This is a genomic window from Pseudomonas sp. B14(2017) (genome assembly GCF_002113255.1).
Taxonomy (GTDB): domain Bacteria; phylum Pseudomonadota; class Gammaproteobacteria; order Pseudomonadales; family Pseudomonadaceae; genus Aquipseudomonas; species Aquipseudomonas putida_Z.
The window spans coordinates 58,336-83,102 of sequence record NZ_NEJY01000011.1 but is presented as its reverse complement, the minus strand read 5'-3'; the positions used below and the strand labels follow the sequence as shown (position 1 = coordinate 83,102).

General features: G+C 59.4%; 21 protein-coding genes and 1 tRNA gene. 15 read left to right on the top strand and 7 right to left on the bottom strand.

The window, feature by feature from the left end; translation table 11 throughout:
• Positions 1-16 precede the first annotated feature (16 nt).
• The 14 genes from tssC to CAG34_RS29000 all read left to right on the top strand — a co-directional run bounded on the left by tssC (position 17) and on the right by CAG34_RS29000 (position 17,528).
• A complete protein-coding gene (tssC, locus tag CAG34_RS13255; protein ID WP_025339894.1) occupies positions 17-1,507 on the top strand; it encodes a type VI secretion system contractile sheath large subunit in 1,491 nt (496 codons plus the stop codon).
• On the top strand, positions 1,504-1,914 hold the full coding sequence (tssE, locus tag CAG34_RS13250; RefSeq protein WP_085590457.1) for a type VI secretion system baseplate subunit TssE: 411 nt from the start codon (positions 1,504-1,506) through the stop codon (positions 1,912-1,914). The genes tssC and tssE overlap by 4 nt, the downstream gene beginning before the upstream one ends.
• A 3-nt stretch (positions 1,915-1,917) precedes the next feature.
• Complete coding sequence (gene tssF / locus CAG34_RS13245; protein WP_085590455.1) at positions 1,918-3,684, top strand: type VI secretion system baseplate subunit TssF; 1,767 nt, start codon at positions 1,918-1,920, stop codon at positions 3,682-3,684.
• Positions 3,648-4,664 carry a type VI secretion system baseplate subunit TssG gene (gene tssG / locus CAG34_RS13240; protein WP_085590453.1) on the top strand — a complete coding sequence of 339 codons (1,017 nt, stop codon included), beginning with the start codon at positions 3,648-3,650 and terminating at the stop codon, positions 4,662-4,664. Before tssF ends, tssG begins: the two co-directional genes overlap by 37 nt.
• Entirely contained in the window at positions 4,661-5,218 is a 558-nt protein-coding gene (locus CAG34_RS13235) for an FHA domain-containing protein (RefSeq protein WP_085590451.1), read from the top strand. The genes tssG and CAG34_RS13235 overlap by 4 nt, the downstream gene beginning before the upstream one ends.
• Positions 5,215-6,009 (top strand): type VI secretion system lipoprotein TssJ, encoded by a 795-nt coding sequence (tssJ, locus tag CAG34_RS13230; RefSeq protein ID WP_085590449.1) that lies wholly within the window; start codon positions 5,215-5,217, stop codon positions 6,007-6,009. Before CAG34_RS13235 ends, tssJ begins: the two co-directional genes overlap by 4 nt.
• A 52-nt stretch (positions 6,010-6,061) precedes the next feature.
• Positions 6,062-7,399 carry a type VI secretion system baseplate subunit TssK gene (tssK, locus tag CAG34_RS13225; RefSeq protein ID WP_085590447.1) on the top strand — a complete coding sequence of 446 codons (1,338 nt, stop codon included), beginning with the start codon at positions 6,062-6,064 and terminating at the stop codon, positions 7,397-7,399.
• 1 nt (position 7,400) lies between these two features.
• Complete coding sequence (gene icmH, locus CAG34_RS13220; protein WP_085590445.1) at positions 7,401-8,270, top strand: type IVB secretion system protein IcmH/DotU; 870 nt, start codon at positions 7,401-7,403, stop codon at positions 8,268-8,270.
• 133 nt (positions 8,271-8,403) lie between these two features.
• A complete protein-coding gene (locus tag CAG34_RS13215; protein ID WP_085590443.1) occupies positions 8,404-8,919 on the top strand; it encodes an Hcp family type VI secretion system effector in 516 nt (171 codons plus the stop codon).
• A gap of 73 nt (positions 8,920-8,992) precedes the next feature.
• Entirely contained in the window at positions 8,993-10,978 is a 1,986-nt protein-coding gene (locus tag CAG34_RS13210; RefSeq protein ID WP_085590441.1) for a type VI secretion system Vgr family protein, read from the top strand.
• A 48-nt stretch (positions 10,979-11,026) separates the two neighbouring features.
• Entirely contained in the window at positions 11,027-11,458 is a 432-nt protein-coding gene (locus CAG34_RS13205) for a DcrB-related protein (protein WP_025339904.1), read from the top strand.
• A 52-nt stretch (positions 11,459-11,510) separates the two neighbouring features.
• A complete protein-coding gene (locus tag CAG34_RS13200; protein ID WP_256573552.1) occupies positions 11,511-16,139 on the top strand; it encodes an RHS repeat-associated core domain-containing protein in 4,629 nt (1,542 codons plus the stop codon).
• Between the two features lie 6 nt (positions 16,140-16,145).
• Positions 16,146-16,751, top strand: a complete 606-nt coding sequence (locus CAG34_RS28045; RefSeq protein WP_139833460.1) for a hypothetical protein — start codon at positions 16,146-16,148, stop codon at positions 16,749-16,751.
• 345 nt (positions 16,752-17,096) lie between these two features.
• Positions 17,097-17,528, top strand: coding sequence for a hypothetical protein (locus tag CAG34_RS29000; protein WP_178076926.1), 432 nt, complete (start codon positions 17,097-17,099; stop codon positions 17,526-17,528).
• A 439-nt stretch (positions 17,529-17,967) separates the two neighbouring features.
• On the opposite strand, the gene CAG34_RS13190 is transcribed toward CAG34_RS29000, so the two are convergent.
• The 7 genes from CAG34_RS13190 to CAG34_RS13160 all read right to left on the bottom strand — a co-directional run bounded on the left by CAG34_RS13190 (position 17,968) and on the right by CAG34_RS13160 (position 22,981).
• Positions 17,968-18,043: transfer RNA gene (locus CAG34_RS13190), tRNA-Gly, on the bottom strand.
• Between the two features lie 64 nt (positions 18,044-18,107).
• A complete protein-coding gene (gene pgsA, locus CAG34_RS13185) occupies positions 18,108-18,668 on the bottom strand; it encodes a CDP-diacylglycerol--glycerol-3-phosphate 3-phosphatidyltransferase (protein WP_025339908.1) in 561 nt (186 codons plus the stop codon).
• A 32-nt stretch (positions 18,669-18,700) separates the two neighbouring features.
• A complete protein-coding gene (gene uvrC / locus CAG34_RS13180) occupies positions 18,701-20,524 on the bottom strand; it encodes an excinuclease ABC subunit UvrC (RefSeq protein ID WP_013973365.1) in 1,824 nt (607 codons plus the stop codon).
• A 6-nt stretch (positions 20,525-20,530) separates the two neighbouring features.
• A complete protein-coding gene (gene uvrY / locus CAG34_RS13175; protein ID WP_015271036.1) occupies positions 20,531-21,169 on the bottom strand; it encodes a UvrY/SirA/GacA family response regulator transcription factor in 639 nt (212 codons plus the stop codon).
• A gap of 63 nt (positions 21,170-21,232) precedes the next feature.
• A complete protein-coding gene (locus tag CAG34_RS13170) occupies positions 21,233-21,622 on the bottom strand; it encodes a helix-turn-helix domain-containing protein (RefSeq protein WP_025339909.1) in 390 nt (129 codons plus the stop codon).
• Between the two features lie 116 nt (positions 21,623-21,738).
• Positions 21,739-22,170, bottom strand: coding sequence for a GNAT family N-acetyltransferase (locus tag CAG34_RS13165; RefSeq protein ID WP_075045798.1), 432 nt, complete (start codon positions 22,168-22,170; stop codon positions 21,739-21,741).
• A gap of 424 nt (positions 22,171-22,594) precedes the next feature.
• Positions 22,595-22,981, bottom strand: coding sequence for a DUF488 domain-containing protein (locus CAG34_RS13160; RefSeq protein ID WP_085590439.1), 387 nt, complete (start codon positions 22,979-22,981; stop codon positions 22,595-22,597).
• Between the two features lie 125 nt (positions 22,982-23,106).
• On the opposite strand from CAG34_RS13160, the gene CAG34_RS13155 reads away from it, so the two are divergent.
• A complete protein-coding gene (locus CAG34_RS13155) occupies positions 23,107-24,723 on the top strand; it encodes an inorganic phosphate transporter (RefSeq protein WP_085590437.1) in 1,617 nt (538 codons plus the stop codon).
• Positions 24,724-24,767: the final 44 nt, after the last annotated feature.

The following is a 24,767-nucleotide window of genomic DNA, read 5'->3' as shown; positions in this document are numbered from 1 at the left end:
ACAACGGAGCGTCCCCATGCCAAAGCAAAACAGCACGACCGTCGCGGTTGAAACAACAACCGAAACACTGAGCAACGCCACCCTGCTCGACCAGATCATGGCAGAAACCAAGTTGGTGCCTACTCAAGAGGGCTATCAAGTCGCTCGCCAGGGTGTATCTGCTTTTATCGCCGAAATCCTTAAAAGCCATGACCCTGATCAACTCATCAACAAACATCGCGTCGACCAGATGATCGCTGAACTGGATCGGGTGCTCAGCAGGCAGATGGATGCCATCCTGCATCAGCCCGAGTTCCAGCAACTTGAATCCGCGTGGCGCAGCCTCAAACTTTTGGTCGACCGAACCGACTTCCGCGAGAACATCAAGCTTGAAGTCTTGCATGTCAGCAAAGATGACTTGCTCGATGACTTCGAGAATGCCGCCGACATCACTTGCAGCGGCATCTACAAGCATGTTTACACCGCAGGTTATGGCCAATTTGGTGGTGAACCCGTTGCAGCGATGGTTGGCAACTACAGCTTCGGCCCCTCTTCTCCCGATATAAAACTGCTGAGTTACATGGCCTCGGTCGGTGCCATGGCACACGCACCTTTTCTCGCGGCGCCCTCTCCTGAGTTCTTCAACCTGAGCAGCTTTGAAGAGCTGCCCAATCTGAAGGAGATCAAGGACATTTTCGCCGGCCCCCGGCATGCCAAGTGGCGTGCGTTCCGTGAAAGCGAGGATGCCCGTCATACCGGGCTGACCGGGCCGCGATTCATGCTCCGCTCTGCCTATCACCCGCAAGAAAACCCGGTCCAGAGCTTCACCTACGACGAGGACATCGCCGGGCGGCACGACAACTATCTGTGGGGCAACTCCGCCTTCCTGCTGGCCAGCTGCATCAATGACAGCTTTGCCCGCTACCGCTGGTGCCCGAACATCATCGGCCCGCAGTCGGGTGGTGCCGTCGAGGACCTGCCGGTGCACCTGTACGAGTCACTGGGTCAGCTGCAGGCCAAGATTCCGACCGAAGTCCTGATCTCCGACCGCAAGGAGTTCGAGCTGGCCGAAGAGGGCTTCATCGCCCTGACCATGCGCAAGGACAGCGACAACGCCGCGTTCTTCTCGGCCAACTCGGTACAGAAGCCGAAGAACTTCCCCAAGACCCCGGAAGGCCTGCAAGCGCAAACCAACTACAAGCTCGGCACCCAGCTGCCCTATCTGTTCATCGTCAACCGGTTGGCCCACTACATCAAAGTGCTGCAGCGCGAGCAGATCGGTAGCTGGAAAGAGCGCAAGGACCTTGAGTCCGAACTGAACAAATGGATCAGGCAGTACGTCGCCGACCAGGAGAACCCGTCAGCCGATGTGCGCAGCCGTCGCCCATTGCGTGCTGCAAGGGTCGAGGTGTCGGACGTTGCCGGCGACCCGGGCTGGTATCAGGTCTCGCTCGCCGTGCGCCCGCACTTCAAGTACATGGGGGCGAATTTCGAGATCTCCCTGGTCGGTCGGCTTGATACCCAATGAGTGGATTTTTCGACCGTTTGGTGACGGATCAACTCGCAAGCCGGGTGCCCTCCAGGCAAGAGAACGCTACCCATAAGTTCGCCGCCATCAAGCGCCACCTGGAAACGCTGCTCAATGCTCGCCAAGGTTGCTCGCAAAGCAGCCCTGAGCTGGGCCTGAGTGACTTCAACGGGCATGACGCAAGCAGCGGCGACCTGCTGAAACAGGTGAGCGCGGATATCCGCCGCACCATTCAGCGCTTTGAGCCGCGTGTGCACGTGCGCGCGCTCAAGGCCGTCCCCGATTGCCATGCCCCGCTGGAACTGCATTTCAGGCTGGACTGCCACGTGCAGGTCAACAACCACACGGAGCAGCTGCAACTGGAGCTGCTGGTCAATGGCCATAACCGCCACACCCGAGTGAGGTGACCTATGTCACTCAAGGACCGATTCAGCGAAGAGTTGCGTTACCTCCATGAACTGGGGAACGACTTCGCCCAGGACAACCCACAACTTGCCCGCCTGCTCGGCAAGGGTGGCAGCGACCCGGATGTCGAACGCCTGATGGAAGCCTTTGCATTCCTCACGGCCAAACTGCGGCTCAAGCTGGAGGACGACCTGCCCGAGCTGACGCACCCCATGCTGCAGTTGCTGTGGCCCAACTACCTGCGGCCCCTGCCGAGCGCCACGATCATCCAGTTCACGCCGCGCAAGCAAGCGCTCAGCCAGTCGCAACCCATCGCCAAAGGCTCGCGGTTGTTCTCCAGCCCCGTGGATGGGGTGCCCTGCGAATTCCGCACCTGCACGGCGGTGGACATTCACCCGTTCGAGATCGAGTCGGTGAACGCAACCCAGACACTCGACAGTTCGGTGGTTCGCATCGGCCTGCAAACCTTGGTCGAGCGGCCGCTGAACACCCTGGGCTGCGCCAGCCTCGACTTTCACCTGAGCGGTGATACCCAAACTGCCCGCACGCTGTACCTGTGGATCGCTCAATACCTCAAGCATGTCTGCGTGACAGTCAATGGCGGGGTACGCCGGCTGCCGGCCAGCAGCATCGTGTTCCCAGGCTTCAGCCCGGACGAAGCGCTGCTGCCTTACCCACAGAACGTCTTTGACGGTTACCGGATCCTGCAGGAGTACTTCGTATTTCCCGAGCGTTTCCACTTCGTCAGCATCACCGGCCTGGAGAAAATCTGGCCTGATCAAGCGACTCAGCGGGTCGACCTCGAGTTTCACTTCACCCGACAGTTACCGGATTCGCTGCGTGTTGGCAAAGCAGACTTCAGCCTGTTCTGCACCCCGGCAGTGAACCTGCTCAGCCACAGCGCCGAGCCCATCGACCTGTCCAACCGGCCCGCCCAGGTCGAGCTTGTGCCCAGAGGCAAGGAGCGGCACGCCTATGAAATCTTCAGTGTCGATCGGGTCATCAGCACCCGCACCACGACTGACGGAAGTACCGGCGAGCACCTGAGAACCTTCCGCCCCTTCGAGTCGTTCGCCCATGAGATCGAGCATGTGCAAGGGCGCACGGCGCTGTACTACAGCTACACACTCGAGGACTCCCTGCGCGGCGATGGCGTCACCCACCGCATCGCTTTCGTGCGCGCCGATGCCAACGCCTACATCGGCGAACTGGAAACAGCGTCCATCGACCTGACCTGCACCAACCGCGACCTGCCGCTGGCGTTGGGTATCGATGACATCAACGTGCTCACCGAGATCACGCCGCCCCTGGCCACCTATACCAACATCCGTGCCCCCACCCGCCCCTACCGGCCGGTGCTGGATGGCCAGTTGCAGTGGGCCCTGATCTCCAACATGTCGCTCAACTACCTGTCGCTGCTCTCGGCCGAGCCGCTGAAAGCGGTCATCCGCGCTTACGACTTCGCGGCCTTGCACGACATCCAGCGGACACGCACCACCCGCAAACGCCTCGATGGCATCCGTGATGTGCAAACAGAGCCGCTGGACTGGCTGATCAAGGGCCAGCCCATTCGTGGCTTGCGCACGCGGCTGAAGCTGGATCAAAGCGCATTCCTCTGCGAAGGCGACCTGTACCTGTTCGGTTGCGTGCTCGCGCACTTCTTCGCCCTGTACGCCAGCATCAATTCCTTCCACCAACTGGAAGTGATCAACACCACCAACAACGAGCACTACACATGGCCAATCCAGACCGGCAAACAACCGCTGATCTAGCCGACAAGCTGTTCGCCGAGGCGCACCAGTACAACTTCTTCCAGTTGCTGGAACGCCTGCACGGCTTGCACGGGGATGACCTGGAACCACGCTGGCCAGATCAGGCCACCCGGTTGAGGGTGCGGCTTGCCAGTGACCCGCGGCTGAGTTTCCCGGTTTCCGACATATCCAAGGTCGAACGCATGCCCGGGGAAGCTGACCGCTATCGCGTGTGCACCACCTTCATGGGTTTGCATGGCACCGACTCGCCGTTGCCCACCTATTACCTGGAGCAGGTGGCATACGAGCATGCACAGGGCATCGGTGTACGGCCGGCGTTCTTCGATTTCTTCAACCACTACCTGCTCAGCCTGCTGCATCGCATCTGGCGTAAATATCGCTACTACATCCGCTTTCAGCCGGGAGCTACCGATGGGTTCTCCCAGTACATCTTTGCCCTGCTCGGGTTGAATGACAGACAGTTGCGCGGGGACACGGCACTGCCGTGGAGCCGGCTGCTCAGTTTCGCCGGCGTCATTGCCAGCCGCAGCCGTGCGCCGGGCACGGTCGCCGGCATCATCGCCCACTGCTTCGACTTGAAGCAGGTACAGATCCGCGAGTTCGAAACCCGCTCGGTCCCCACTGCCGCCAGGCAACTGGTCAGCCTTGGCCGCAGCAACGGCGAACTGGGCAGCACTTTCATGGTGGGCAGCCGCACGCGAACACGCAGCAGCAAGTTCACCATCGTGATCAGCGAACTCGACCCAGCGCAATTGCGTGACCTGCTGCCCAGCGGCATCAACTTCGGCCGGTTACGGGCATTGATCGACTTCCTGCTGCGTGATGGCCTGGCCTACGACCTGGAGCTGCGCCTGAAGCAGAACGCACTGCCGCCCTTCTGCCTGCACCGTAGCCTGGGTGCCTACCTGGGCTGGACCAGCTTCGTCGATGACCGTCACGGCCAGAGCAGCCCTGTGGTGCGGTTCCGGGGGCGCTCATGAGCACTTTGACCTTGAGCATCACCAACCTGGATCAGTTGCAACACAACGTCACTGCCCGACATCAGTTCGATCGCACAGGCGGCACCATCGGCAGCGCGAAGGCCACCTGGCAGATCAACGACCGTGAGCAGAGCGTTGCACCGATCCATTGCGAGATCCGCTGGATCGAGGGCAGCTTCTGCGTCATCGATCGCTGTCAGCGTACCTACCTGAACGACAGCCTCCACAGCCTGGGGTCGCTTACCGCCAGGCGCCTGCTCGAGGGTGACCAGTTGCGCATTGGCGCCTATCGGCTGCAGGCCCAGCTTGCGCAGGCCGATGCACGCTCACTGGAGGACCTGTTCAGCCCTGAACAGAGAACCCTTGATCACTGGTTGCTGGATGTTCCACCCGAGGCTTGTCATGCCGCTGCAACCGCCCCCCAGGCTGTCGCGGACATCTGCTCGGCATTCGAACCGGGCATGGGCAACGACCCCTTGGCGGCACTGGACACCGAGGCAGCGCCGGCGCAGCAGAGCCCACTGGAACGGCTGATTGCAGGAGAACGCCCATGATGCGTCCAACATGCGTGGCCGGCCTGCTGACGGCGCTGATCGGGCTCTCGGGTTGCACGTCCCTGAGCAAGATTGGCCAGGTGGTGATGGACCCGTCATTGCCCGTCGGACCGCCCGGGGAACACCCCACCCAGGTCGCGTTCAGCATCAACGCCAGCCCAACGCTCAATGGCAACCCGAACAGCCTTGAGGTGGCGCCCGAGCCCGGGCCGGTTGTGGAGCCCAGCCCTTACGCGGTCAGCCTGAGTGCAGGCGACCCCTACGTGCTGACCGAAAAAGTCGGGGCCCTGTTCGAGTACCTGCAGGAACAATTCCCGGCCATGTCACCCGTCGATTCGCCAGTTGACGATGGCGAGGATCCGGCGCGCTCCCCCATGGAAGAAAGTACCCCGGGCAGCTACGACGACCCTACCGTGGTGCTGACCTTGCCGCGCACCACCACCGTGGCCGCCGAGCCCGTCGCTACGCCCATGGCCGTGAAGATCCTGCAACTGCGCGACGACTCTCTCTTGCGCAACAGCGTTTACGAACTGCTGGACAAGGACCCTGCCGAGGCGCTGCGCAGCACCTACATACGCGATGACGATTACCTACTGCGCCCTGGCCAGTTCAAGTTCATCCCCTTTGCGCCCATCGAGCCCGAAACGCGCTTCGTCGCGGTGATCGCCGACTACCGGAACCAGGAAAATGCCACCTGGAGCCAGGTGCTGCGCATTCCGCCCCGCGGGCACCAGATCATCCTGTCGGTGTTGCTCAACGACACGCAGCTCCTGCTCAAGGAGGAAGACTGATGGCGCCTGTAACCCTGCCCTTCTCGCTTACTCACGCTGACATGGAGCGCTCATGAGTTCACGTAACCCTGTGCTGTGGCCGGAAGGCCTGTTCGTCAAACCACAGCATTTCCAGCAGGCCGCCCGTGCCGCCGAAGCGGCCCTGCATCAACGTCTTGGCAGCCTGAATGCAGCTTTCTATGGCTTCAGCGAGCTGCAGTTGAACGACGAGTATCTGAGCCTGGGCAAGGTCGCCATCACCCGTGCACGGGGCATCATGCCGGACGGCACGGTGTTCGATATCCCTGCAGACCTGCCACCACCGCCACCGCTGGAAATCGAAGACGACGGCGCGAAAGACAGCGAGATCTACCTGTGCCTGCCGCTGCGCACCGAAGGTGGCCGTGAAGTAAGCTGGCCCGATAACCCCGCCAACTTCCGTTACAGCGCCCAGGCCCTGGAAATCAAGGACACGCACAGCGCCGACGGTGACCTGGTGCAGGTTGACCTGGCGGTGCCCAACCTGCAGCTCAAACGCAAGGCCGACGACAGCAGCGCCTACACCCGCCTGGCCGTAACGCGCATTCTGGAACGGCGCCCCGATGGCAGCCTGCAACTGGATGAAGGCTTCTATCCCACCAGCGTTTCAGTGCGCGCCGTACCCGCGCTGCAACGGTATCTGGAAGAAATCACCAACTCCCTGCGCGAACGTGCGCGCAACCTCGCCGCCCGCATTGGCGCCTCAGGGCAGTCCGGCATCGCCGACATTCGCGACTTCAATCTGCTGCAGGCCATGAACCGCTGGTGGCCATGCTTCCAGCATCTGGCCAGACAGGGGCAGACCCACCCCGAACAGTTGTACCTGTGCATGAGCCAGGCCTGTGGCGAGTTCGTGACGTTTACCGACGAGAGCCGGCTGCCACAGGAATACCCCGCCTATCACCATACCGCGCTGCGCACCTCCTTCAAGCCGCTGGAGGACACGCTACGCCGGGCACTGAGCACGGTGCTGCAACCCCGCGCCGTTTCGCTGCCGCTGGAGACGCTGGAGTACGGCTTGCTGACAACCACGCTGGAGGATCGGCGCCTGATCGACGAGGCCGACTTCATTCTGGCAGTGCGAGCCCACATGCCGCCTCAGACATTGCGTCGGATGTTCGTGCAGAAGGCAAAGGTCGTCTCCCTGGAGTCGTTGAACGAGGTAGTGCCGCTGCAGCTGCCAGGTATTCCGCTGGTGCCGCTGCCCGTGGCTCCTCGGGATCTGCCCTTCCATGCAGGCTTCACCTACTTCGAGCTGGACCGTCGCACCCCGGCCTGGGCGGGCATGGAGGCATCCAGTGGCTTCGGTATCCATGTCGCGGGGGAGTTCCCGGGGCTGGAACTGCAGTTCTGGGCGATCAGGAGTGAATGAAATGAAAGAAGAAAACAGCCCCCCAACTGATGCCGAACAGGTCGAAAGCGAGCAACTGCACGCGATGCTCGAGGCGTCATTGTCCAACGACTCACCCGCACCAACAGCGGCTGATGGCGCTGAGCGAAAGCCGAAGGCAGAGCCGGTGTATGAAGGCTACCCGGCAGACCCAGACTTCCAGCTACGTGGCGGCTACGACAACCTGATGCTGGATGCAGCCGCGCCGCTGTTCGGCCTGGTGATACGCCTGCGCACACTGGATGCGCTGCCCAACATCAAGGAGGTGCACCAGCAGGTGCGCAACCAGATCGAAAACGTGCGGGAAGAGATGCGCCAGCACGGCTACGAGCCCGCTCAGTTGCTGGCGTACTCATACGGTCTTTGCCTTTTCATCGATGAAGCTGTCATGGACAGGCCTTGGGGTAAAACCAGCTGCTGGAGCCAGGAACCCCTGCTCAGCATTTTCCACGACGAAACCTGGGGTGGAGAGAAAGTCTTCACCATACTGTCGCGCCTCATGCAGGAACCCAAACGTTATCAGGACGTGCTGGAGTTCATGTACTTCGCGCTGTGCCTTGGTTTGAAGGGCAAGTACGCCATCGCGCCGAAGGGCGAAGAATCCCTCAACGCATTGATACACCAACTCCACGGGATTATCCGAGAACTGCGCGGCCCGACTCCGGAGACCGTCTGCGACCCGTACACCAACGTCGCCCCAAGCAACTTCCGCATGAACCGGCAATGGCCGTGGTGGAGCCCGTTGGTCATTTCCGCCCTCGCCATGGCGGTGGCGTACGGCATCTACAGCTACCGCCTGCACCTCATTACCACCGAGGTGCTGGAGTCGCTGAACGGCATCTTGCAGCAGTAACAGATCGGCGCGTGTCGCCACGGATTTCAACGAATTAGCGAAGCGTTTGCTTCGTTGACAAGCCCATCGTTCCCGATGGCCACGCCACCCTGGGTGCGCGTGTTTTATCCACATGGACGCAGGAGAAACTGCCATGGCTACACCCGCATACATCAAGATGATTGGTCAAACTCAAGGCAACATCACGGCCGGGGCCTTCACCGCTGAATCTGTCGGCAACGTTTACCAGCAAGGCCACGAGGATGAAATCCTGGTTCAGGAAATCAAGCATGAAGTGACCACACCCACAGACCCACAGAGCGGCCAGCCCACCGGACAACGCGTACACAAACCATTTGTCTTCACCAGCTCATTAAACAAGGCGACGCCGCTGATGTATCAGGCTTTGGCTACCGGCGAAATGTTGCCTAGCGTCGAAGTCAATTGGTATCGCACCTCGGTAGAGGGCAAGCAAGAGCACTTTTTCACCACCAAGCTCGAGGACGCCACCATCGTCAGTATCAACACCGTCCTGCCGCACGCCCAAGACAAGGAGAACGAAAACTACACCCAGCTGATCGAGGTAGCGCTGGCCTATCGGAAGATCTCCTGGGCACACGATGTCGCAAACACCGAAGGGTCTGACGACTGGCGCGCACCGGCCGCCTGATATCTGCACATGCTCCGGGTGGGTGCTCCTGCCCGGACTTGGTGTCACCTCAGACGGCGGACAAGGATTGCTTATGCCTAGCCAATCTGATTTGCGTTACAGCTTCCAGCCCTTAGTTGGAAAAGCTGAATTCGAAGTGGTGTCGTTCGAACTCCGAGAGGGGATCAGCATGCCCTTCGAGTTGGAGCTGAAACTCATCAGCTTCGAAAACGATATCGACTTCGGCCACCTGCTCGACAAGCCCGTACTTTTTACCATCTGGGACGGCGAACGCCCGGTGCGCTACGTGCATGGCCTGGTCAGCCGCTTCAGCCAGGCTGAAAGCGGCTTCTACCGCACCTACTATCACGCGCTGGTCGAGCCCCTACTGGCCCGTGCCGACCTGCGCTCGAACTGGCGCATCTTCCAGCAAAAGACCGTCCCGCAAATTCTCGAGCTGATGCTCCAGCGCCAGGGCATCAACCAGTACGAATTGCGCGCCAGCATGGACCATCAGGTTCGCGAGTTCTGCGTTCAGGCCGGTGAGACGGACCTGGCGTTCATCGCCCGCCTGGCTGCTGAAGAAGGCTTCGTCTACCGCTTTGCGCACAGTGAAAAGCTGCACAAGCTGATCATTACCGATCGGCTGCAGTCATTCGGGCTGATCAGCCATGGGACCATCACGGCCGAGGATGACGACGAGGGTTTCTTTGATGCCGACGAGCCTGTAGACCCTGACAGCGTGCTGTACCAAGCCACCGGCGGTGGCGATCAAGCCATGCCGTGCCTTCGCCGCTTGCGCTACAGCGAACAGGTGCGCACCGCTCGCCAGGTTCAGCGCGACTACACCTTTACCAACCCGGCCTACCGCCAGGAACACAGAGCTGCCGGGCCCTTCCTGGAGCATCAGTCCAAAGAGTACGAATTCTTCGATTACCCAGGCCGTTACAAACGCGATGCGGTCGGCAAGCCGTTCACTGAAAACCGCATCACTGCGTTGCGCCACGATGTGCGTATTGCCGAGGTTGAGGGTGACGATGTTCGCCTGCAACCGGGCCTGAGCTTCACCCTGACAGGTCACCCACGTGATGACCTCAACGCGCATTGGCGGGTGAACACGGTTACCCACAAAGGCAAACAATTCACCAGCCTGCAGGAAGAAGCCGCTGGCGCAGATGTAAGCACGCACTACGAGCAGACCGCCGTGCTGGTCCCCGGCCGGACCGAATGGCGCCCTGCCCCACTGTCAAAACCACGCGTTGACGGCCCGCACATGGCTACGGTGGTCGGCCCGAAGGGAGAAGAGATCTATTGCGATGAGTGGGGCCGGGTGAAGGTCAGCTTTCCCTGGGACCGTGAAAGCCAGAACAACGAGTTCAGCTCCTGCTGGGTGCGCGTGTCGCAAGGCTGGGCCGGTGGCAGCTGGGGCGCGATGGCGATCCCGCGCATCGGCCAGGACGTGATCATCCAGTACGTCAATGGCGACCCCGACCAGCCGATGATTACCGGGCGTACCTACTGTGGTGATCAGCTCCCGCCGTACGATCTGCCAGACCACAAGACCCGCATGACCATCAAGAGCCAAACCCACAAGGGGGATGGTTTCAATGAACTGCGCTTTGAGGACGAACTGGGCAAGGAAGAGGTGTTCATCCATGCCCAGAAGGACCAGAACACCCAGGTCAACAACAACCAGTCTCTCACCGTCGGTGTTGATAGGACCCAGAGCATTGGCCAGGACGAGTCCGTTGCCATCGGCCGCAATCGCCTGCGCGTGGTGAAAGCCAACGACACCCTGAAAGTCGGCGGCGGCAAAAACGACCTCATCGCCGGCGACTACGAGATCGAAGCAGGCAACACCCTGCGCCTCAAGTGCGGCAAGACACTGATCGAGATGCAGGCCAACGGCACGCTCAATATCACCTGCGAGACCTTCAACCTCACCGGGCAACAGACCGGACAGATCAACACGCCCGCAGCGAAGCTCGACCTCAACCCTGAGGGCGGAGCGGCAGGTGCCGCAGCGGATGGACGCGATAGCAGTGCACTGAAAGCCGATGTGGATGGGCATTTCAAGTAGCTGCTTGCACTTGCCCGTACGTAAAGACCTCCTGAAAGGACTCCCGCAATGACGGAATACCTGACTCACGACCTGATCCTCAATCTAGGCGAGGAAGCACCTGAAGACCTCACGCTCAACATGCTGCGCTTTCGTGCCCGAGACACCACGTTGGTAATGGCACGCAGCCCCGTTGCCAATGACAAGACCCTGGACCAAGCCATCGATGACCAACTGCGGATGCTGCGAAAAAAGTCCGGGGCAATGACCATCACACCCACGAAGATCGCGCGTTTGGGGGGCGGTGAGCACTCCGTCGAAGCCCGCGAAATGGCCATTGAATTCAAGGTAGGGGACAAGCCCAATTTCCAGCTCCAGGCCGCCTGCATGATCCCAGGTCAGCACCGGCTGCTGGTGATCAACTACAGCAAGCCAAGCCCTTTGAGCAGCGACGACATCGAGCACTGGCGCGCAATCAAACAACAGCTCCGGTTCACCTGACCCCTTCACCACCCAGGTCAACCTCATTCAGAACTTTTGGAGCTTGCAAGCCATGGCGCAGATCGTTCACGCCGCCCGCATGGGCGATGAAATCCTGCATCCGTCCCTGATCGCCGAAATGGTCAGTGCAGTTGCAGAGGCCGTCATTTATGCCGCAGCCACCGCCGCCGTGGCTGCCGCTATCAGCCTGGCCGTTGTCGGTACTGTCGCGACGGGGGGCGCAGCTGGCATCGCCATCGCCGCCGTTGCGGGGGTGGCGGTCGGTGCGATGAGCACCCTTTCGGTCGGTGAAGACCAGACTGTCGGCGATGCCATCTCCCGCTTTTGCGACAGCCTTGGCAACAGCGTGGATGCACCCGACCCCTATGGAAAGATCGAAAGCGGGTCACACAACGTGTTCGTCAACAGCAAGCCCGCCGCTCGCGCAGCCGGTATCACAGGGCCGCCAGGAGGGGGAGCGGCCGACGCAGAGCAAGCAGAGCCTTCGATTCTGGAGAACGTGGGTTCCATGGCCATGGCGGCGGTGCCCTACCTGTTCCCCGTGGTGGGGCTGGGCATGGCGATACGCGACATCTTCAACCCGCCCGTCACCACGCCAAAGGACCCTGGCGCGGAATCCAAAGAGCAGGACAAGATTTCATGCAGCCGCCACCCGCCTCTGCCCGAAAACCATATTGCGCAAGGGTCAGACAAGGTCTTCATCAACGGCCAGCCTGCAGCGCGATCGGGTGACAAGACCACCTGCGATGCCACGATCGATGTGAATGAGAAAGTATCGCCGAATGTGCGCATTGGCGGCGGGACAGCGACGGTTCGGGATATTCGCAATGGCAAGAGCAAGATTGCGATGTTTACCGGGATTATTGCGGGGATACTCATTTCACGACGTTTTGGGCGCATCAAAGGTTGTAAATTGGGCAACCCCGTTGCGGTCGCCACGGGTAGCAAGTTCCAGGACGGTCCGGAGGATGTTGATTTCAACTTACCTGGCTTGCTGGGAATCCAATGGGCTCGTAGTTACGACAGTAGAGACTTACGCACCGGCGGCCTGTTCGGAAAGGGCTGGAGTGTTCCCTATGAAGTTGAACTGGTCCGCGTCCCGCATCCTGAAGGCGGCGAGTTGTGGATTTACGTCGATGAAGAAGGCAATCGCCTGGAACTCGGGCGCCTGCGCGCCGGCGATGCCTTTGTCAGTGTTGTGGACGGCTTGGCGTTCTTCCAGTTGGAGGATGGCCAAACAGTTGTCGAGGACATTCATGAGGGGCGCTACAAGGTTTTTGATGTCGACCCGCACGAGCCCAGTCGTTCAAGACTCATCAGGCTGAGCGACCGCAATCTCAATTACGTAGATGTGCTTTACGACAAACAAGGTCGCCTTCAAGCACTCTATGACAAGTACGGCCAGACGGTTGTCCAGCTTCACTATGATGCTGCGCATACAAGGCGCGTATGCAAGGTGTCGCGGCTCTTCCTGTCAAATAACGGTGAGCCCGTTATCGAGCGGAACGAGCTGCTGGTCAGCTACAGCTATACCGACAGTGGCCAGTTGCAAGAAGTTCTGGATGCAACGGGCCAGGTGGTGCGTAACTTCGGTTATACCGAAGAGGGCTATCTGAAGCGTCACCAACTGGCCAGCGGCGCCGTCCGCGAGTACGAGTGGGAGCGCTACACCATCCCTGAAAAACGCCCTTTGCCTGTAAAAGCAAATGGCACACCCTATCGCCTGCCACCGTTACTTGAACCGCAACCTGACCACGAATGGCGGGTGGTTCGCCACTGGGGTAGCGATGGGGAGGAGTACAAGTTCGAGTACAACCTCGAAGAAGGCGAAACCCTCGTAACAGACGGACTGGGACGTATAGACCGCTATTTCTGGGGCCCGCTGTACGACGTTTACAAGCACGTCGATGCACTTGGGAACTGCTGGCAAGCAGAGATCGTCGCCGGCCAGTTGGTCAAACGAACTGATCCACAGGGCGGCGAGTGGCAATACAGCTATGACGATATCGGGCGTCTGATCGAGACACGTGACCCGCTTGGGCGAAGCGAACGCATAAGCTATCTGCGCCACTGGGCTTTGCCCGTTCAGGTCACAGACGGAGCAGGACGTACCCGGCGCTGCGGCTACGATGCTCATGGCAATTTGCTGTGGGAGCAGGACCCACTGGGCCGGAGCACACAGTATCAATACAACCCGGAAGGTCGTGTTACCCGCGTCACCGATGCCCTCGAAAAGACCAAGCACCTGGGTTGGAACACCCGTGGCCAGTTGCTCAGCTATCGCGACTGCAGCAACAACCAGACGCTGTACCACTACGACTTGCATGGCCGCCTGAGCGAAAGCATCAATGCCCGCGGAGAGCAGACCCACTTCCGCTATGACGCTCGCGGCTATCTCATAGAAAGCGAACGACCCGATGGTCGTATCGACCGCTACGAAGTTGATACCGCCGGCCAGCTGACGCGCTACATCGATCCTGCGCAAAAGAAGCTGCAATTTCGCTACGACCGCAGCGGGCGTATGGTCGAACGGCTGGACGCCATGGGTCACAGCGTAAGATTTCGCTATGACGCCTACGGCCGACTGCTACAGCTCACCAACGAGAATAATGAGTCGTATCGCTTTGGTTGGGACAAGCTGGACCGCCTAATCGCGCAGGAAGACCTGGATGGCAGTGGTCGCATTTATGAATACGACGTGCTGGATGGGGTCACCAGCCTCACCCACGTGCCCTCTCTCCATGAACAAGCGCCTTTGTCCGAGAACGCCCCAGCAACTCGAACAACGCCGATTCGCCACGACTTCGAACGTGATGCCGTCGGCCGCCTGCTGAGCAAGCGCACCGAGGATGGCATTACCGACTACAGCTACAACACCGCCGACAACCTGTTGTCCATCACTTTCACAAATAATCAGGGTGAAGAACAGCAGCTTGAATACACCTACGACCCCGCAGGGCAACTGTTGAGCGAAACTAGCAGCGCCGGGCTGTTGCAGTATCTCTACGACGAGTTGGGCAATCTGCAGACGCTCACCCTCCCCGATCAACGCAATATCAATTACCTCTACTACGGCAGTGGGCACCTGCACCAGATCAATCTGGACGGCCGGGTCATTAGTGACTTTGAGCGTGATGCCGAGCATGACGAAGTCATGCGCACCCAAGGCAACCTGATTACGCGCACCCGTTATGACAAAAGCGGGCGCTTGAGTGGCAAGGCAATCCACTACCGCGATGCCCCCGCTGAAGTTTTGCCATTACTGGACAAAACCTATCGTTATGACGCCAGCGACAACCTTGTCGCCGAAGTGCTGACTCAGACCCAGCGCAAAGGCATGTCCTGCGCTGCCAGTGATGAAGATGCCCACCTCGAACAGGTCATCGGTCGCTTTCACAACCAACCCCATACGGGTAGGAGCTACACAGGCAGCAATCGGTATGGCTACGATCCCAACCAACAACTTCAAACCGTCCAACAGGCACGTCTCAACTGGCAGGCGACACAGGTCGAGGATTTCAAGTACGACAAGGCAGGAAACATGTTCGACGGGCCAAAGCTCAACGGACTATTGGAGCACAACCGTGTCCTCGCCTATCAGGACAAGCGCTACCGCTACGACCGCTTTGGCCGCTTAAGTGAGAAGCGAATCGGTAGCCATCGGTTGCAGCGCTTCGAGTATGACGCCGAACATAGGCTGGTGTGCCTGGAGCAGGAGAGATATGGTGAGGTTGAACGCATTGTATTCTCCTACGACCCGCTGGGGCGACGGGTCAGCAAGGCGATCTACAAGCCAGGCGAAGCTGAGCCATTATGCCGGACGCTGTTTCACTGGCAGGGATTACGCTTGCTACAAGAAGTACAGAGCTCACTGCCCACCCTTTATATCTATGCGAGCCCTAACAGCTATGAGCCACTAGCACGTATAGACGAGAATCTGAATGAAGAAGAAATACGGCATTTCCACTCCAACTTGGCCGGGTTGCCCGAACAGTTAACGGATGAAGATGGTCATACATTGTGGCGCATCGATTATCACGGTTGGGGAGCCACACGAGATGAATGGCGCAGTCCACAGCAAGAGCGCGAGCAGAATTTGCGATACCAAGGTCAGTACCTTGACCGAGAGACGGGGCTACACTACAACACGTTCAGATTTTATGATCCAGATGTGGGAAGGTTCACCACACCGGATCCTGCAGGGTTGGCAGGTGGAATAAACCTCTACCAGTACGGCCCCAACACCGCCGCATGGATCGACCCTCTGGGGCTTTGCCGCCGGGGGAATACACTAACGAAACGTCACATGGATCAAATTAGAGATCAGTTCTTACGTGACAATAAACTCTCACCTATGTCGCATACTCAAGGGGGACGACAGACAGGGACTGGCATTGAACTTAGAGAGACATACTTAAAGCCTCTACCTGGAGGATTAGGTCGGAAGGGAGGTTCATATACAGACATGACATTCACTGATGCCAAGGGCCGAACCGTATACATTCAAACAGTGGACAAAGGGAAAATCAACGGAATGTCACAACGCGAATGGGATAATGCCATCCGAATCACGAAACAAGACCCTAGCGCTATCGTAATCACCATCGTCAAAGGGAAAATTACCAGCCCAGGATCTTTAGACACCACCAACATGCCAGTCGGGCAAATCATAATAAGGTAATCAATAATGGCCAACAAAACACCAACACTCCTAGTATTTATGACGAAAGCCGATGAACTTAGCTTCTCCAAAGAACTGCTATCTCAACTTCCCGAGATAACATTTATCGAGACAGGAAAATGGGAGGAGCGATCACCCAAAATAATGCCCACGTTAAATGAATGCCACAATGACAGCCCACAGCACTCCATATGGAACAAACTAATACTACCAGAGCACATATACAGCAAAAATTATATATTCCCCAACGAGGATAGAAACTCCTACTTCGGGGCGACGATCGGCCCTGGTCTCATCCAGTACATCAGACCCAACATAGCAGACTACGATCCCACCTGCCTTCGAAATGGAAGACTATCTGCTTCATACGACCCCAAGAAAGACCCGGCAACCGATTTGTTTGTAAAAACAGTATTTAAGATAGCTAGGAAGGGAGCGATGCAACTTTTTTCAATTGACCGCAAAAGCGGCAACATTTCCGAAAAACCAGAAAATAATTTCCTTGCATGGCCAGACGCTGCTAGTTATTACAGCGGACAAAATGGAAAGTACCTCACGAATAACGCCTTTGCATATTTCGTAGCAAGTAAAAAGCAACCCGATATCAAATAACCCTAACGAGTTCAGGAAAAGCATCTCATGACGACAACAGTTGTCACCTCAAAGCAGCGCCTAGGGCATGTACTCACCAGTAAATATGTTCAGAGTGCGCCTAGGCCTTGCCCCAAGAATTCGAGTCAGAGAGTTTCATTTCAAAACCCAAGAGGAAAGAAATAGAAACGTCTCGATCGAGCTATACCACCGCCACTGACCTCAACGCGACGGCAAACACATTCACACCCCATACAACCTTGAAAAAGTAACAGCTTGGAAGCATGCAGCCAAAGATCCCTGCAGACACCCAGGGAGTGAGTTAATTGAGGTATTGCGAGATCTAATAATTACAAAGGATTTTAAATGAAACTTTCCGAACTTATGCAGTCCGACACCTACACTACCTTCCTTGACGACTTAGACAAGCACATCCCTGAGAAAATAGATAGAAGCTCAAAAGTTCACAAACCCATTATAAATCTAATGGAAAAATGGATGCAACATGCCTCGCTTTCTTGCGAAGATTTGCTGCACGCCATATCAAACCACCAAAAACATTTAATTGCTTACATCATAAAAAAACAAGCCACCTACAGAGAGCCAAATGGAGGCAGAGACAATATAATCAATCACGCCCCCAAGGTAAATTTCCCAATCGGCCACACTATTGAATACTACATAATATCGAAGAGAAAAATCGAACTACCAGAATACATAATAAAGATCCGAATACCCTACCCCAGACAATACGCAAGGGAAATTGAAAGAATATTCACTGAAACCAAGCCCTCATGACCAAAGTTGCTGTACCGGGAAAATTCTAACAATTTTCCCCGAGCTGCAATAAGCAACTTCTTGACGCAGCAAAGTCGATTTTCAGGCATCGATCGCCTCCAAACCAGGGCTTTGCCCTAGTTCGTGGATGCTGCAGGCGCCCCCACCTTCAGCCGGTAGCTGCTGGGCTTGATGAAGAAGATCGGAGACCACACCTCACACCTCGTCCGAATATTCACAACGCTTAGCCATCACAGAATGCCTTTCCGTCGATGCGGGGGGACTCTACAAAGTTTCAGCGTTCGAGGGGCGGTGATTGGGTTTCTTGGGATTTCGTACAAAGCCTGGAAAGGCCCGAATGCCCGCGGATCCTGATGGATCTGACTGAAACGAAAAAAGACGCCGAAGCGTCTTTTTTCAATGATTTACAGACTTCCATGAAACCCTGTAAATCTATATTTGGAGCGGGAAACGAGACTCGAACTCGCGACCCCGACCTTGGCAAGGTCGTGCTCTACCAACTGAGCTATTCCCGCGTCGTGATGGGTGCCATTCTAGCGATTTCTAAAACAGCGTCAACCCCTTGATTCAAAAAAACTTTTATTTCTGCTCAGAGCCTTCGCGCAGGTGCGGCCAGGCGGCCAGCAGGTAGTGCACCATCGACCACAGGGTCAGCCCCGCCGCCACCAGCAGCAGCGCGTAACCGAGGATTACCCAGAAGGTCACCGCTGGCGGGTTGCCCAGCAGGATCACCAGCGCGAGCATCTGCGCCGCGGTTTTCCACTTGCCGAGGTTGGACACCGCCACATGCGCCCGCGCGCCCAGCTCGGCCATCCACTCGCGCAGCGCCGAAACCACGATCTCGCGGCCGATGATCACCGCGGCCGGCAGGGTCAGCCAGAAGTTGGCGTGGGTCTGCACCAGCAGCACCAGGGCCACCGCCACCATCAGCTTGTCGGCCACAGGGTCGAGGAAGGCACCGAACGGCGTGCTCTGCTGCAGGCGGCGCGCCAGGTAGCCGTCCAGCCAGTCGGTGGCGGCGGCAACGGCGAACACGCTGCTGGCGGCCATGTAGCTCCAGTGATAGGGCACATAGAACAGCAGGATGAAGATCGGGATGAGCAGGACGCGTAGAACGGTGAGCAGGTTTGGAATATTCATCGGTACGACTGGCCGCAAGTTGAGCCCGCATTCTACTCGCTATGCAGGCTGGCATAAATCGACTCGGCAAGCTTTTTACTGATGCCGGGTGCTTTGGCGATTTCATCGACACTGGCGCGGTTGAGCTCCTGCAGGCCGCCGAAATGTTTCAGCAGGTCGCGCCGGCGCTTGGGCCCGACCCCGGCCACATCCTCCAGGCTGGACACCCGGCGGGCCTTGCCGCGGCGGGCGCGGTGGCCGGTGATGGCGAAACGGTGGGCCTCGTCGCGGATCTGCTGAATCAGGTGCAAGGCCGGTGAGTCGCCCTTGAGGGTGAACTCATGGTGCACGTCGTTCAGGTACAGGGTTTCAAAACCGGCCTTGCGCGTCACGCCCTTGGCCACGCCAAGCAGGGTCAGGTCGCTGAAGCCCAGCTCCTGCATCACGTCACGGGCCATGTTCAGCTGGCCTTTGCCGCCGTCCACCAGCAGCACATCGGGCAGCTTGCCCTCGCCATCCTTGATGCGCCCGTAGCGGCGGGTCAGGGCCTGGTGCATGGCGGCGTAGTCGTCACCAGCGGTGACGCCTTCGATGTTGAAGCGGCGGTAGTCGGACTTGAGCGGGCCTTCGGGGCCGAACACCACGCAGCTGGCCACGGTGGCTTCGCCGCTGGAATGGCTGATGTCGTAGCACTCCAGGCGCTGCGGCACCTCGTCCAGGCCCAGCACCTCGGCCAGGGCCTCGAAACGTGCGGCCATGTGCTGGCGGTTGGCCAGGCGGGCATTGAGCGCCTGCTCGGCGTTGGTCACCGCCAGCTGCTGCCAGCGGGCGCGGGTACCGCGTACCCGGTGGCTGATGGTCAGCTCACGGCCGCGCAGGGTCTGCAGGGCTTCGCTGATGGCGGCGAAGTCTTCGTGCACCACGTTGACGATCAGTTCACCCGGCAATTCACGCTCGGCATTGCCCAGGTAGTACTGGGAAAGGAACGCGGCCATCACTTCGGCCACCTCCTCCTCGATGCCTACCTGCGGGAAGAAGTTCTTGCTACCCAGCACCCGCCCGCCGCGCACGCTGATCAGGTGCACGCAGGCGCCGCCGGGGTTGACGAAGGCGGCGATAACGTCGACGTCGCCGCTGCCGCCTTCGATGTACTGCTGGTCCTGGACGCGGCGCAGCAAGGCGATCTGGTCGCGCAACTCGGCGGCCTTCTCGAAATTGAGGGCCATGGCGGCCTTCTCCATCTCGGCGTTGAGCTCGTTGCCCAGTTGCTGGCTACGCCCTTCGAGGAACATCACCGAGTGGCGCACGTCCTCGGCATATTCCTCGGCGGTCACCAGGCCCGTGCAGGGCCCTTTGCAGCGTTTGATCTGGTACTGCAGGCATGGCCGGGTGCGGTTGGCGTAGTAGCTGTCTTCGCACTGGCGCACCGAAAATGCCTTTTGCAGCAGGCTGAGGCTTTCGCGAATGGCGCCGGCGCTGGGGTACGGGCCAAAGTAGCGGCCCTTGGCCTTCTTCGCCCCACGGTGAATGCCCAGCCGCGGGAACTCGCCGTCGGAAAGGAACACGTAGGGGTAGGATTTGTCATCGCGCAGCAGGATGTTGTACGGCGGCCGCCACTCCTTGATCAGGTTCTGCTCCAGCAGCAGCGCCTCGGTTTCGTTGGCGGTGATGGTGGTTTCGACCTGGGCGATGCGGGCCACCAGCGCGGCGGTCTTGGGCGCCAGGCCGGTCTTGCGGAAATAGCTGGCCAGGCGCTTCTTGAGGTTCTTGGCCTTGCCCACGTAAAGCAGCCGGGCTTCGCCGTCGAACATCCGGTAGACGCCCGGGCGACCACTGCAGGTAGCCAGGAATGCGCTGGCATCGAAAACTTGGGACATGAGGTTTTACAGGCTTGCGTCGACCATACCGTGGCGAACGGCCAGCAAGGTCAGTTCGACGTCGCTGGTGACCGAGAGTTTTTCAAAGATCCGATAACGGTAAGTATTGACGGTCTTGGGCGAGAGGCACAACTTGTCGGAGATGATCTGCACTTTCTGGCAGCCGACGATCATCAGGGCAATCTGGATTTCCCGTTCCGACAAGGCATCGAACGGCGAGCCCTGTGGCTGGAATGGCTTCAGCGCCATCTGCTGGGCAATCTGGGGGCTGATGTAGCGCTGGCCGGCGAAGGCCAGGCGGATGGCCTGGACCATTTCGTCAAGGCCGGCACCCTTGGTCAGGTAGCCAGCAGCGCCGGCCTGCAGCAGGCGCGTGGGGAACGGGTCTTCCTCGCACACGGTCACGGCAACCACCTTGATGTCCGGGTGGCTGCGCAGCAGCTTGCGGGTGGCCTCCAGGCCGCCGATGCCGGGCATTTTCACGTCCATCAGCACCACATCCGGCTTCAGTTCACGGGCCAGCCTGAGCGCCGACTCGCCCGAATCGCCCTCACCCACCACCTGCAGGCCATCGATGTCGGCCAGCATGCGTGTAATACCGGTTCGTACCAGATCGTGATCGTCGACCACTAAGACCCTAATCAAGCACACACCTCGTCAGCAGGGCGATTGGATCCCGCCACCTTAACAAAATTTTTCACGGCGGACCTAACGCATTCCTTCTGTAAGAAACACCTGACGTTCAACCGTAAGCGGCCTCACTGTCTGCCGGGATTTGTCGTTGTTGGTCAAACGCCGCAACAAGTGCCAGAGTGCCGCCTGATCGTCGCACGACAACTGCCGAAAAGCCCCCAGCAAACCGGACTCATCGGCGCTCAGCCCTTCGAGCGGTGCCGGGGTGCGGATACCGCTGAGCACATAGAGTGCATCCACGCCCCGGGTTGCCAATGCCGCCAGGTAATCGACCCGCGGCGAGCGTTCACCACTCTCGTATTTGCCCTGGGCATTGGGTTCGACCCCGCCGATATCGCCAAACACGCGCTGGGTCATCCCCAGACGCTCACGCTCTTCCCGCAGCCGCGGACCGATTCCATTCATGGGGGCTCCTTATCCCTGATCACACTCATGTACGGCCTACCCACCTGCAGGCGGCCGTGAACGCCTGGGTTCACTATGCCGATGCTCACCAGTCGCGACAAGCCATCATTGAGCTATTAGTCGATCGTGCGCTGCATGCGCACAAAGCATTCGTCCTCACCCATTTCGACGAAGCCGTGGCGCTGGTAGAGCACACGCGCCGGGTTGCTGCGAAACACCATCAGCCGCAGCAGCGGCAGGTGCCGCTGGCGGGCCCACAGTGCCAGCTGCTCCAGCACCCAGCTGCCGACCCCACGCCCACGGTGTTCGGGTAGCAGGTGCAACTCGCGGATGAACAGCGCCTGGCGGTCCTGGCTGAGGCTGCAGAAGCCGAGTACCGCGTCGCCTTCGGTCACCAGCCACTGCTCGCGCCAGCCCCAGGCTTCGTCGAAGGCTTCCTCTAGCCACAGCAGGTCGTATTCGCGGTAGTACGGCAGCATGGCGCGGCGCGTGAGGTCGCGGGCGAAGGTGCGGTGGGTGTCGTTGGCGGGGGTCAGTTTCAGGGACATCACATTTCAGACTCTTCGGTTTGCCAGGCCCGGCCCTATCGCCGGCAAGCCAGCTCCCACAGGTACAGCGATAGCCTTGAAGGCAGCGCTGTACCTGTGGAGCAACTGTCTTGTGTTGCCTGTTTTGGCCTCATCGCCGGCAAGCCAGCTCCCACAGGTACAGCGATAGTCTTGAAGGCAGCGCCGTACCTGTGGAGCAACTGTCTTGTGTTGCCTGTTTTGGCCTCATCGCCGGCAAGCCAGCTCCCACAGTTACAACGATCGCCTTGAAGGCAGCGCTGTACCTGTGGAGCAACTGTCTTGTGTTGCCTGTTTTGGCCTCATCGCCGGCAAGCCACACACAGGTACAGCGATAGCCTTGAAGGCAGCACCGTACCTGTGGGAGCTGGCTTGCCGGCGATAGGGCCAGTACAACGAATACCAATCATTGGGCGTAGCACACGGGCGAACTACCAGGCCCACGCCGGTCCAGTTCATCTTCCAGCCATTCGGCCAGCACCCGGGCATTGTTGTGCTCGGTATCCTTGCCCGCATAAAGCAATGTCAGCGTGCCCTTTCCAGCCAAGTCCAGCAGCGGGTACCAGTGCTCGGGGTGGGCCGCCAGCTCTTGCTGGTAACGCTGGGCGAAGCCGGCGAAATCCACTTCACCCTGGTGAAACGCCTTGCGCAACTCATCCGAAGGTGCAACTTCGCGCAACCACTGCCCGTGCAGGTCGTCCTTGCGTTTGTTACGCGGCCAAAGGCGATCGACCAGCACGCGCTGACCGTCGTCTTGCTCAACCGCATCGTAGACACGCTTGCAGCGAATCATGGGTTTCTCCTGCCACTACCGTCCGTCTTGAGCCTAGATAAATCATTGATCGAGGTCACGGCCGGGTTACGAATTGTTTCTATGCTCAAGGCCTTCGGCACCCTTGCCCCCCGACCGGAGCCACCATGGCAACCCCTTCACTGGCCAGCCTGCCGCAACTGGCCCAACGCGATGCCCGCCCGCAACTTGCCCACAAGCCCGGGCGAGCCACCCTGGTGTTGTTCTTCGGCCTGCTGCTGGCCGGTATCGCCTACACCGCCTGGAGCCTGAAGCAGGATGTGACGGCCAGCGGCACGGTAATCACCACGGTCACACCATTCCTGCTGCTGGGCCTGGCGTTGCTGATTGCCCTGGGCTTCGAGTTCGTCAATGGCTTCCATGACACCGCCAACGCAGTGGCCACCGTCATCTACACCCACTCGTTGCCTGCCCCCGTCGCCGTGGTCTGGTCCGGGCTGTGCAACTTCCTCGGCGTGCTGCTTTCCAGTGGCGCGGTGGCGTTCGGCATCATCGCCCTGCTGCCGGTGGAGCTGATTCTGCAGGTCGGCTCCTCGGCCGGTTTCGCCATGGTCTTCGCCCTGCTGCTGGCGGCGATCATCTGGAACCTCGGCACCTGGTGGCTGGGCCTGCCGGCCTCATCCTCGCACACCCTGATCGGTTCGATCATCGGCGTGGGCGTGGCCAATGCGCTGATGCACGGGCGCGACGGTACCAGCGGCGTGGACTGGGCCCAGGCCAGCAAGGTCGGTTATGCCCTGCTGTTTTCGCCACTGATCGGCTTTGCCTGTGCCGCCCTGTTGCTGCTGGCCCTGCGCGCGCTGGTCAAGCGCAAGGCGCTGTACCAGGCGCCGGAAGGCCAGACACCACCACCGTGGTGGATTCGCGGCGTACTGATCCTGACCTGCACCGGGGTGTCCTTTGCCCACGGCTCCAACGACGGCCAGAAAGGCATGGGCCTGATCATGCTGATTCTGGTTGGCACCCTGCCGATGGCTTACGCATTGAACAAGACCATGCCCAATGAACAGGCCTTGCAGTTTTCCGCAGTCGCCGAGGTAACCCGCCAGGCACTGGTGCGCGGCGCCCCGCAAGCAGCACCGGCCGACCCACGCCAGGTGCTGACCACGTTCATTGCCGAGCCCAGAGCCAACCCGCAACTGATACCGGCGCTGGCGGCACTGGCCGGCATGATCGGCGAAGAGGTCAAAGGTTATGGCTCGCTCAAGCGGGTACCGGCCGAAGCCATGGCCAACGTGCGCAACGACATGTACCTGACCAGCGAAGCCATCCGCCTGATCGAGAAGAACCAGCTGGTGGTGTTCGATGCAGGCACGCGCCGCCAGGTGCTGCTGTTCAAGACCCAGCTGGACGACGCCACCCGCTACATCCCGCTGTGGGTGAAAGTGGCCGTGGCCATCGCACTGGGGCTGGGCACCATGGTCGGCTGGCGGCGCATCGTGGTGACGGTAGGCGAGAAGATCGGCAAGACCCACCTCAGCTATGCCCAAGGGGCTTCGGCCGAAGTGGTGGCAATGTGCACCATTGGTGCGGCGGACATGTTCGGGTTGCCGGTGTCGACCACCCACGTGTTGAGTTCCGGGGTGGCCGGGACCATGGTGGCCAACGGGTCGGGGATACAGAAGCGCACGCTGGTCAACCTGCTGATGGCCTGGGTGCTGACCTTGCCGGCAGCGATGCTGTTGGCCGGCAGCCTGTACTGGCTGCTGCACCACATTTTCTGAACCTGAAGTCAGTTTCGCCTTCACTGGCCCTATCGCCGGCAAGC

Coding starts and splice junctions, on each gene's coding strand:
- uvrC (WP_013973365.1), bottom strand. CDS start 20,524: ATGTCCCAAGTTTTCGATGCCAGCGCATTCCTGGCTACCTGCAGTGGT.
- tssK (WP_085590447.1), top strand. CDS start 6,062: ATGAGTTCACGTAACCCTGTGCTGTGGCCGGAAGGCCTGTTCGTCAAA.
- CAG34_RS13210 (WP_085590441.1), top strand. CDS start 8,993: ATGCCTAGCCAATCTGATTTGCGTTACAGCTTCCAGCCCTTAGTTGGA.
- tssE (WP_085590457.1), top strand. CDS start 1,504: ATGAGTGGATTTTTCGACCGTTTGGTGACGGATCAACTCGCAAGCCGG.
- CAG34_RS28045 (WP_139833460.1), top strand. CDS start 16,146: ATGGCCAACAAAACACCAACACTCCTAGTATTTATGACGAAAGCCGAT.
- tssC (WP_025339894.1), top strand. CDS start 17: ATGCCAAAGCAAAACAGCACGACCGTCGCGGTTGAAACAACAACCGAA.
- CAG34_RS13165 (WP_075045798.1), bottom strand. CDS start 22,170: ATGTCCCTGAAACTGACCCCCGCCAACGACACCCACCGCACCTTCGCC.
- CAG34_RS13205 (WP_025339904.1), top strand. CDS start 11,027: ATGACGGAATACCTGACTCACGACCTGATCCTCAATCTAGGCGAGGAA.
- CAG34_RS13235 (WP_085590451.1), top strand. CDS start 4,661: ATGAGCACTTTGACCTTGAGCATCACCAACCTGGATCAGTTGCAACAC.
- tssF (WP_085590455.1), top strand. CDS start 1,918: ATGTCACTCAAGGACCGATTCAGCGAAGAGTTGCGTTACCTCCATGAA.
- CAG34_RS13200 (WP_256573552.1), top strand. CDS start 11,511: ATGGCGCAGATCGTTCACGCCGCCCGCATGGGCGATGAAATCCTGCAT.
- CAG34_RS13160 (WP_085590439.1), bottom strand. CDS start 22,981: ATGATTCGCTGCAAGCGTGTCTACGATGCGGTTGAGCAAGACGACGGT.
- tssJ (WP_085590449.1), top strand. CDS start 5,215: ATGATGCGTCCAACATGCGTGGCCGGCCTGCTGACGGCGCTGATCGGG.
- pgsA (WP_025339908.1), bottom strand. CDS start 18,668: ATGAATATTCCAAACCTGCTCACCGTTCTACGCGTCCTGCTCATCCCG.
- icmH (WP_085590445.1), top strand. CDS start 7,401: ATGAAAGAAGAAAACAGCCCCCCAACTGATGCCGAACAGGTCGAAAGC.
- CAG34_RS13170 (WP_025339909.1), bottom strand. CDS start 21,622: ATGAATGGAATCGGTCCGCGGCTGCGGGAAGAGCGTGAGCGTCTGGGG.
- CAG34_RS29000 (WP_178076926.1), top strand. CDS start 17,097: ATGAAACTTTCCGAACTTATGCAGTCCGACACCTACACTACCTTCCTT.
- CAG34_RS13155 (WP_085590437.1), top strand. CDS start 23,107: ATGGCAACCCCTTCACTGGCCAGCCTGCCGCAACTGGCCCAACGCGAT.
- CAG34_RS13215 (WP_085590443.1), top strand. CDS start 8,404: ATGGCTACACCCGCATACATCAAGATGATTGGTCAAACTCAAGGCAAC.
- tssG (WP_085590453.1), top strand. CDS start 3,648: ATGGCCAATCCAGACCGGCAAACAACCGCTGATCTAGCCGACAAGCTG.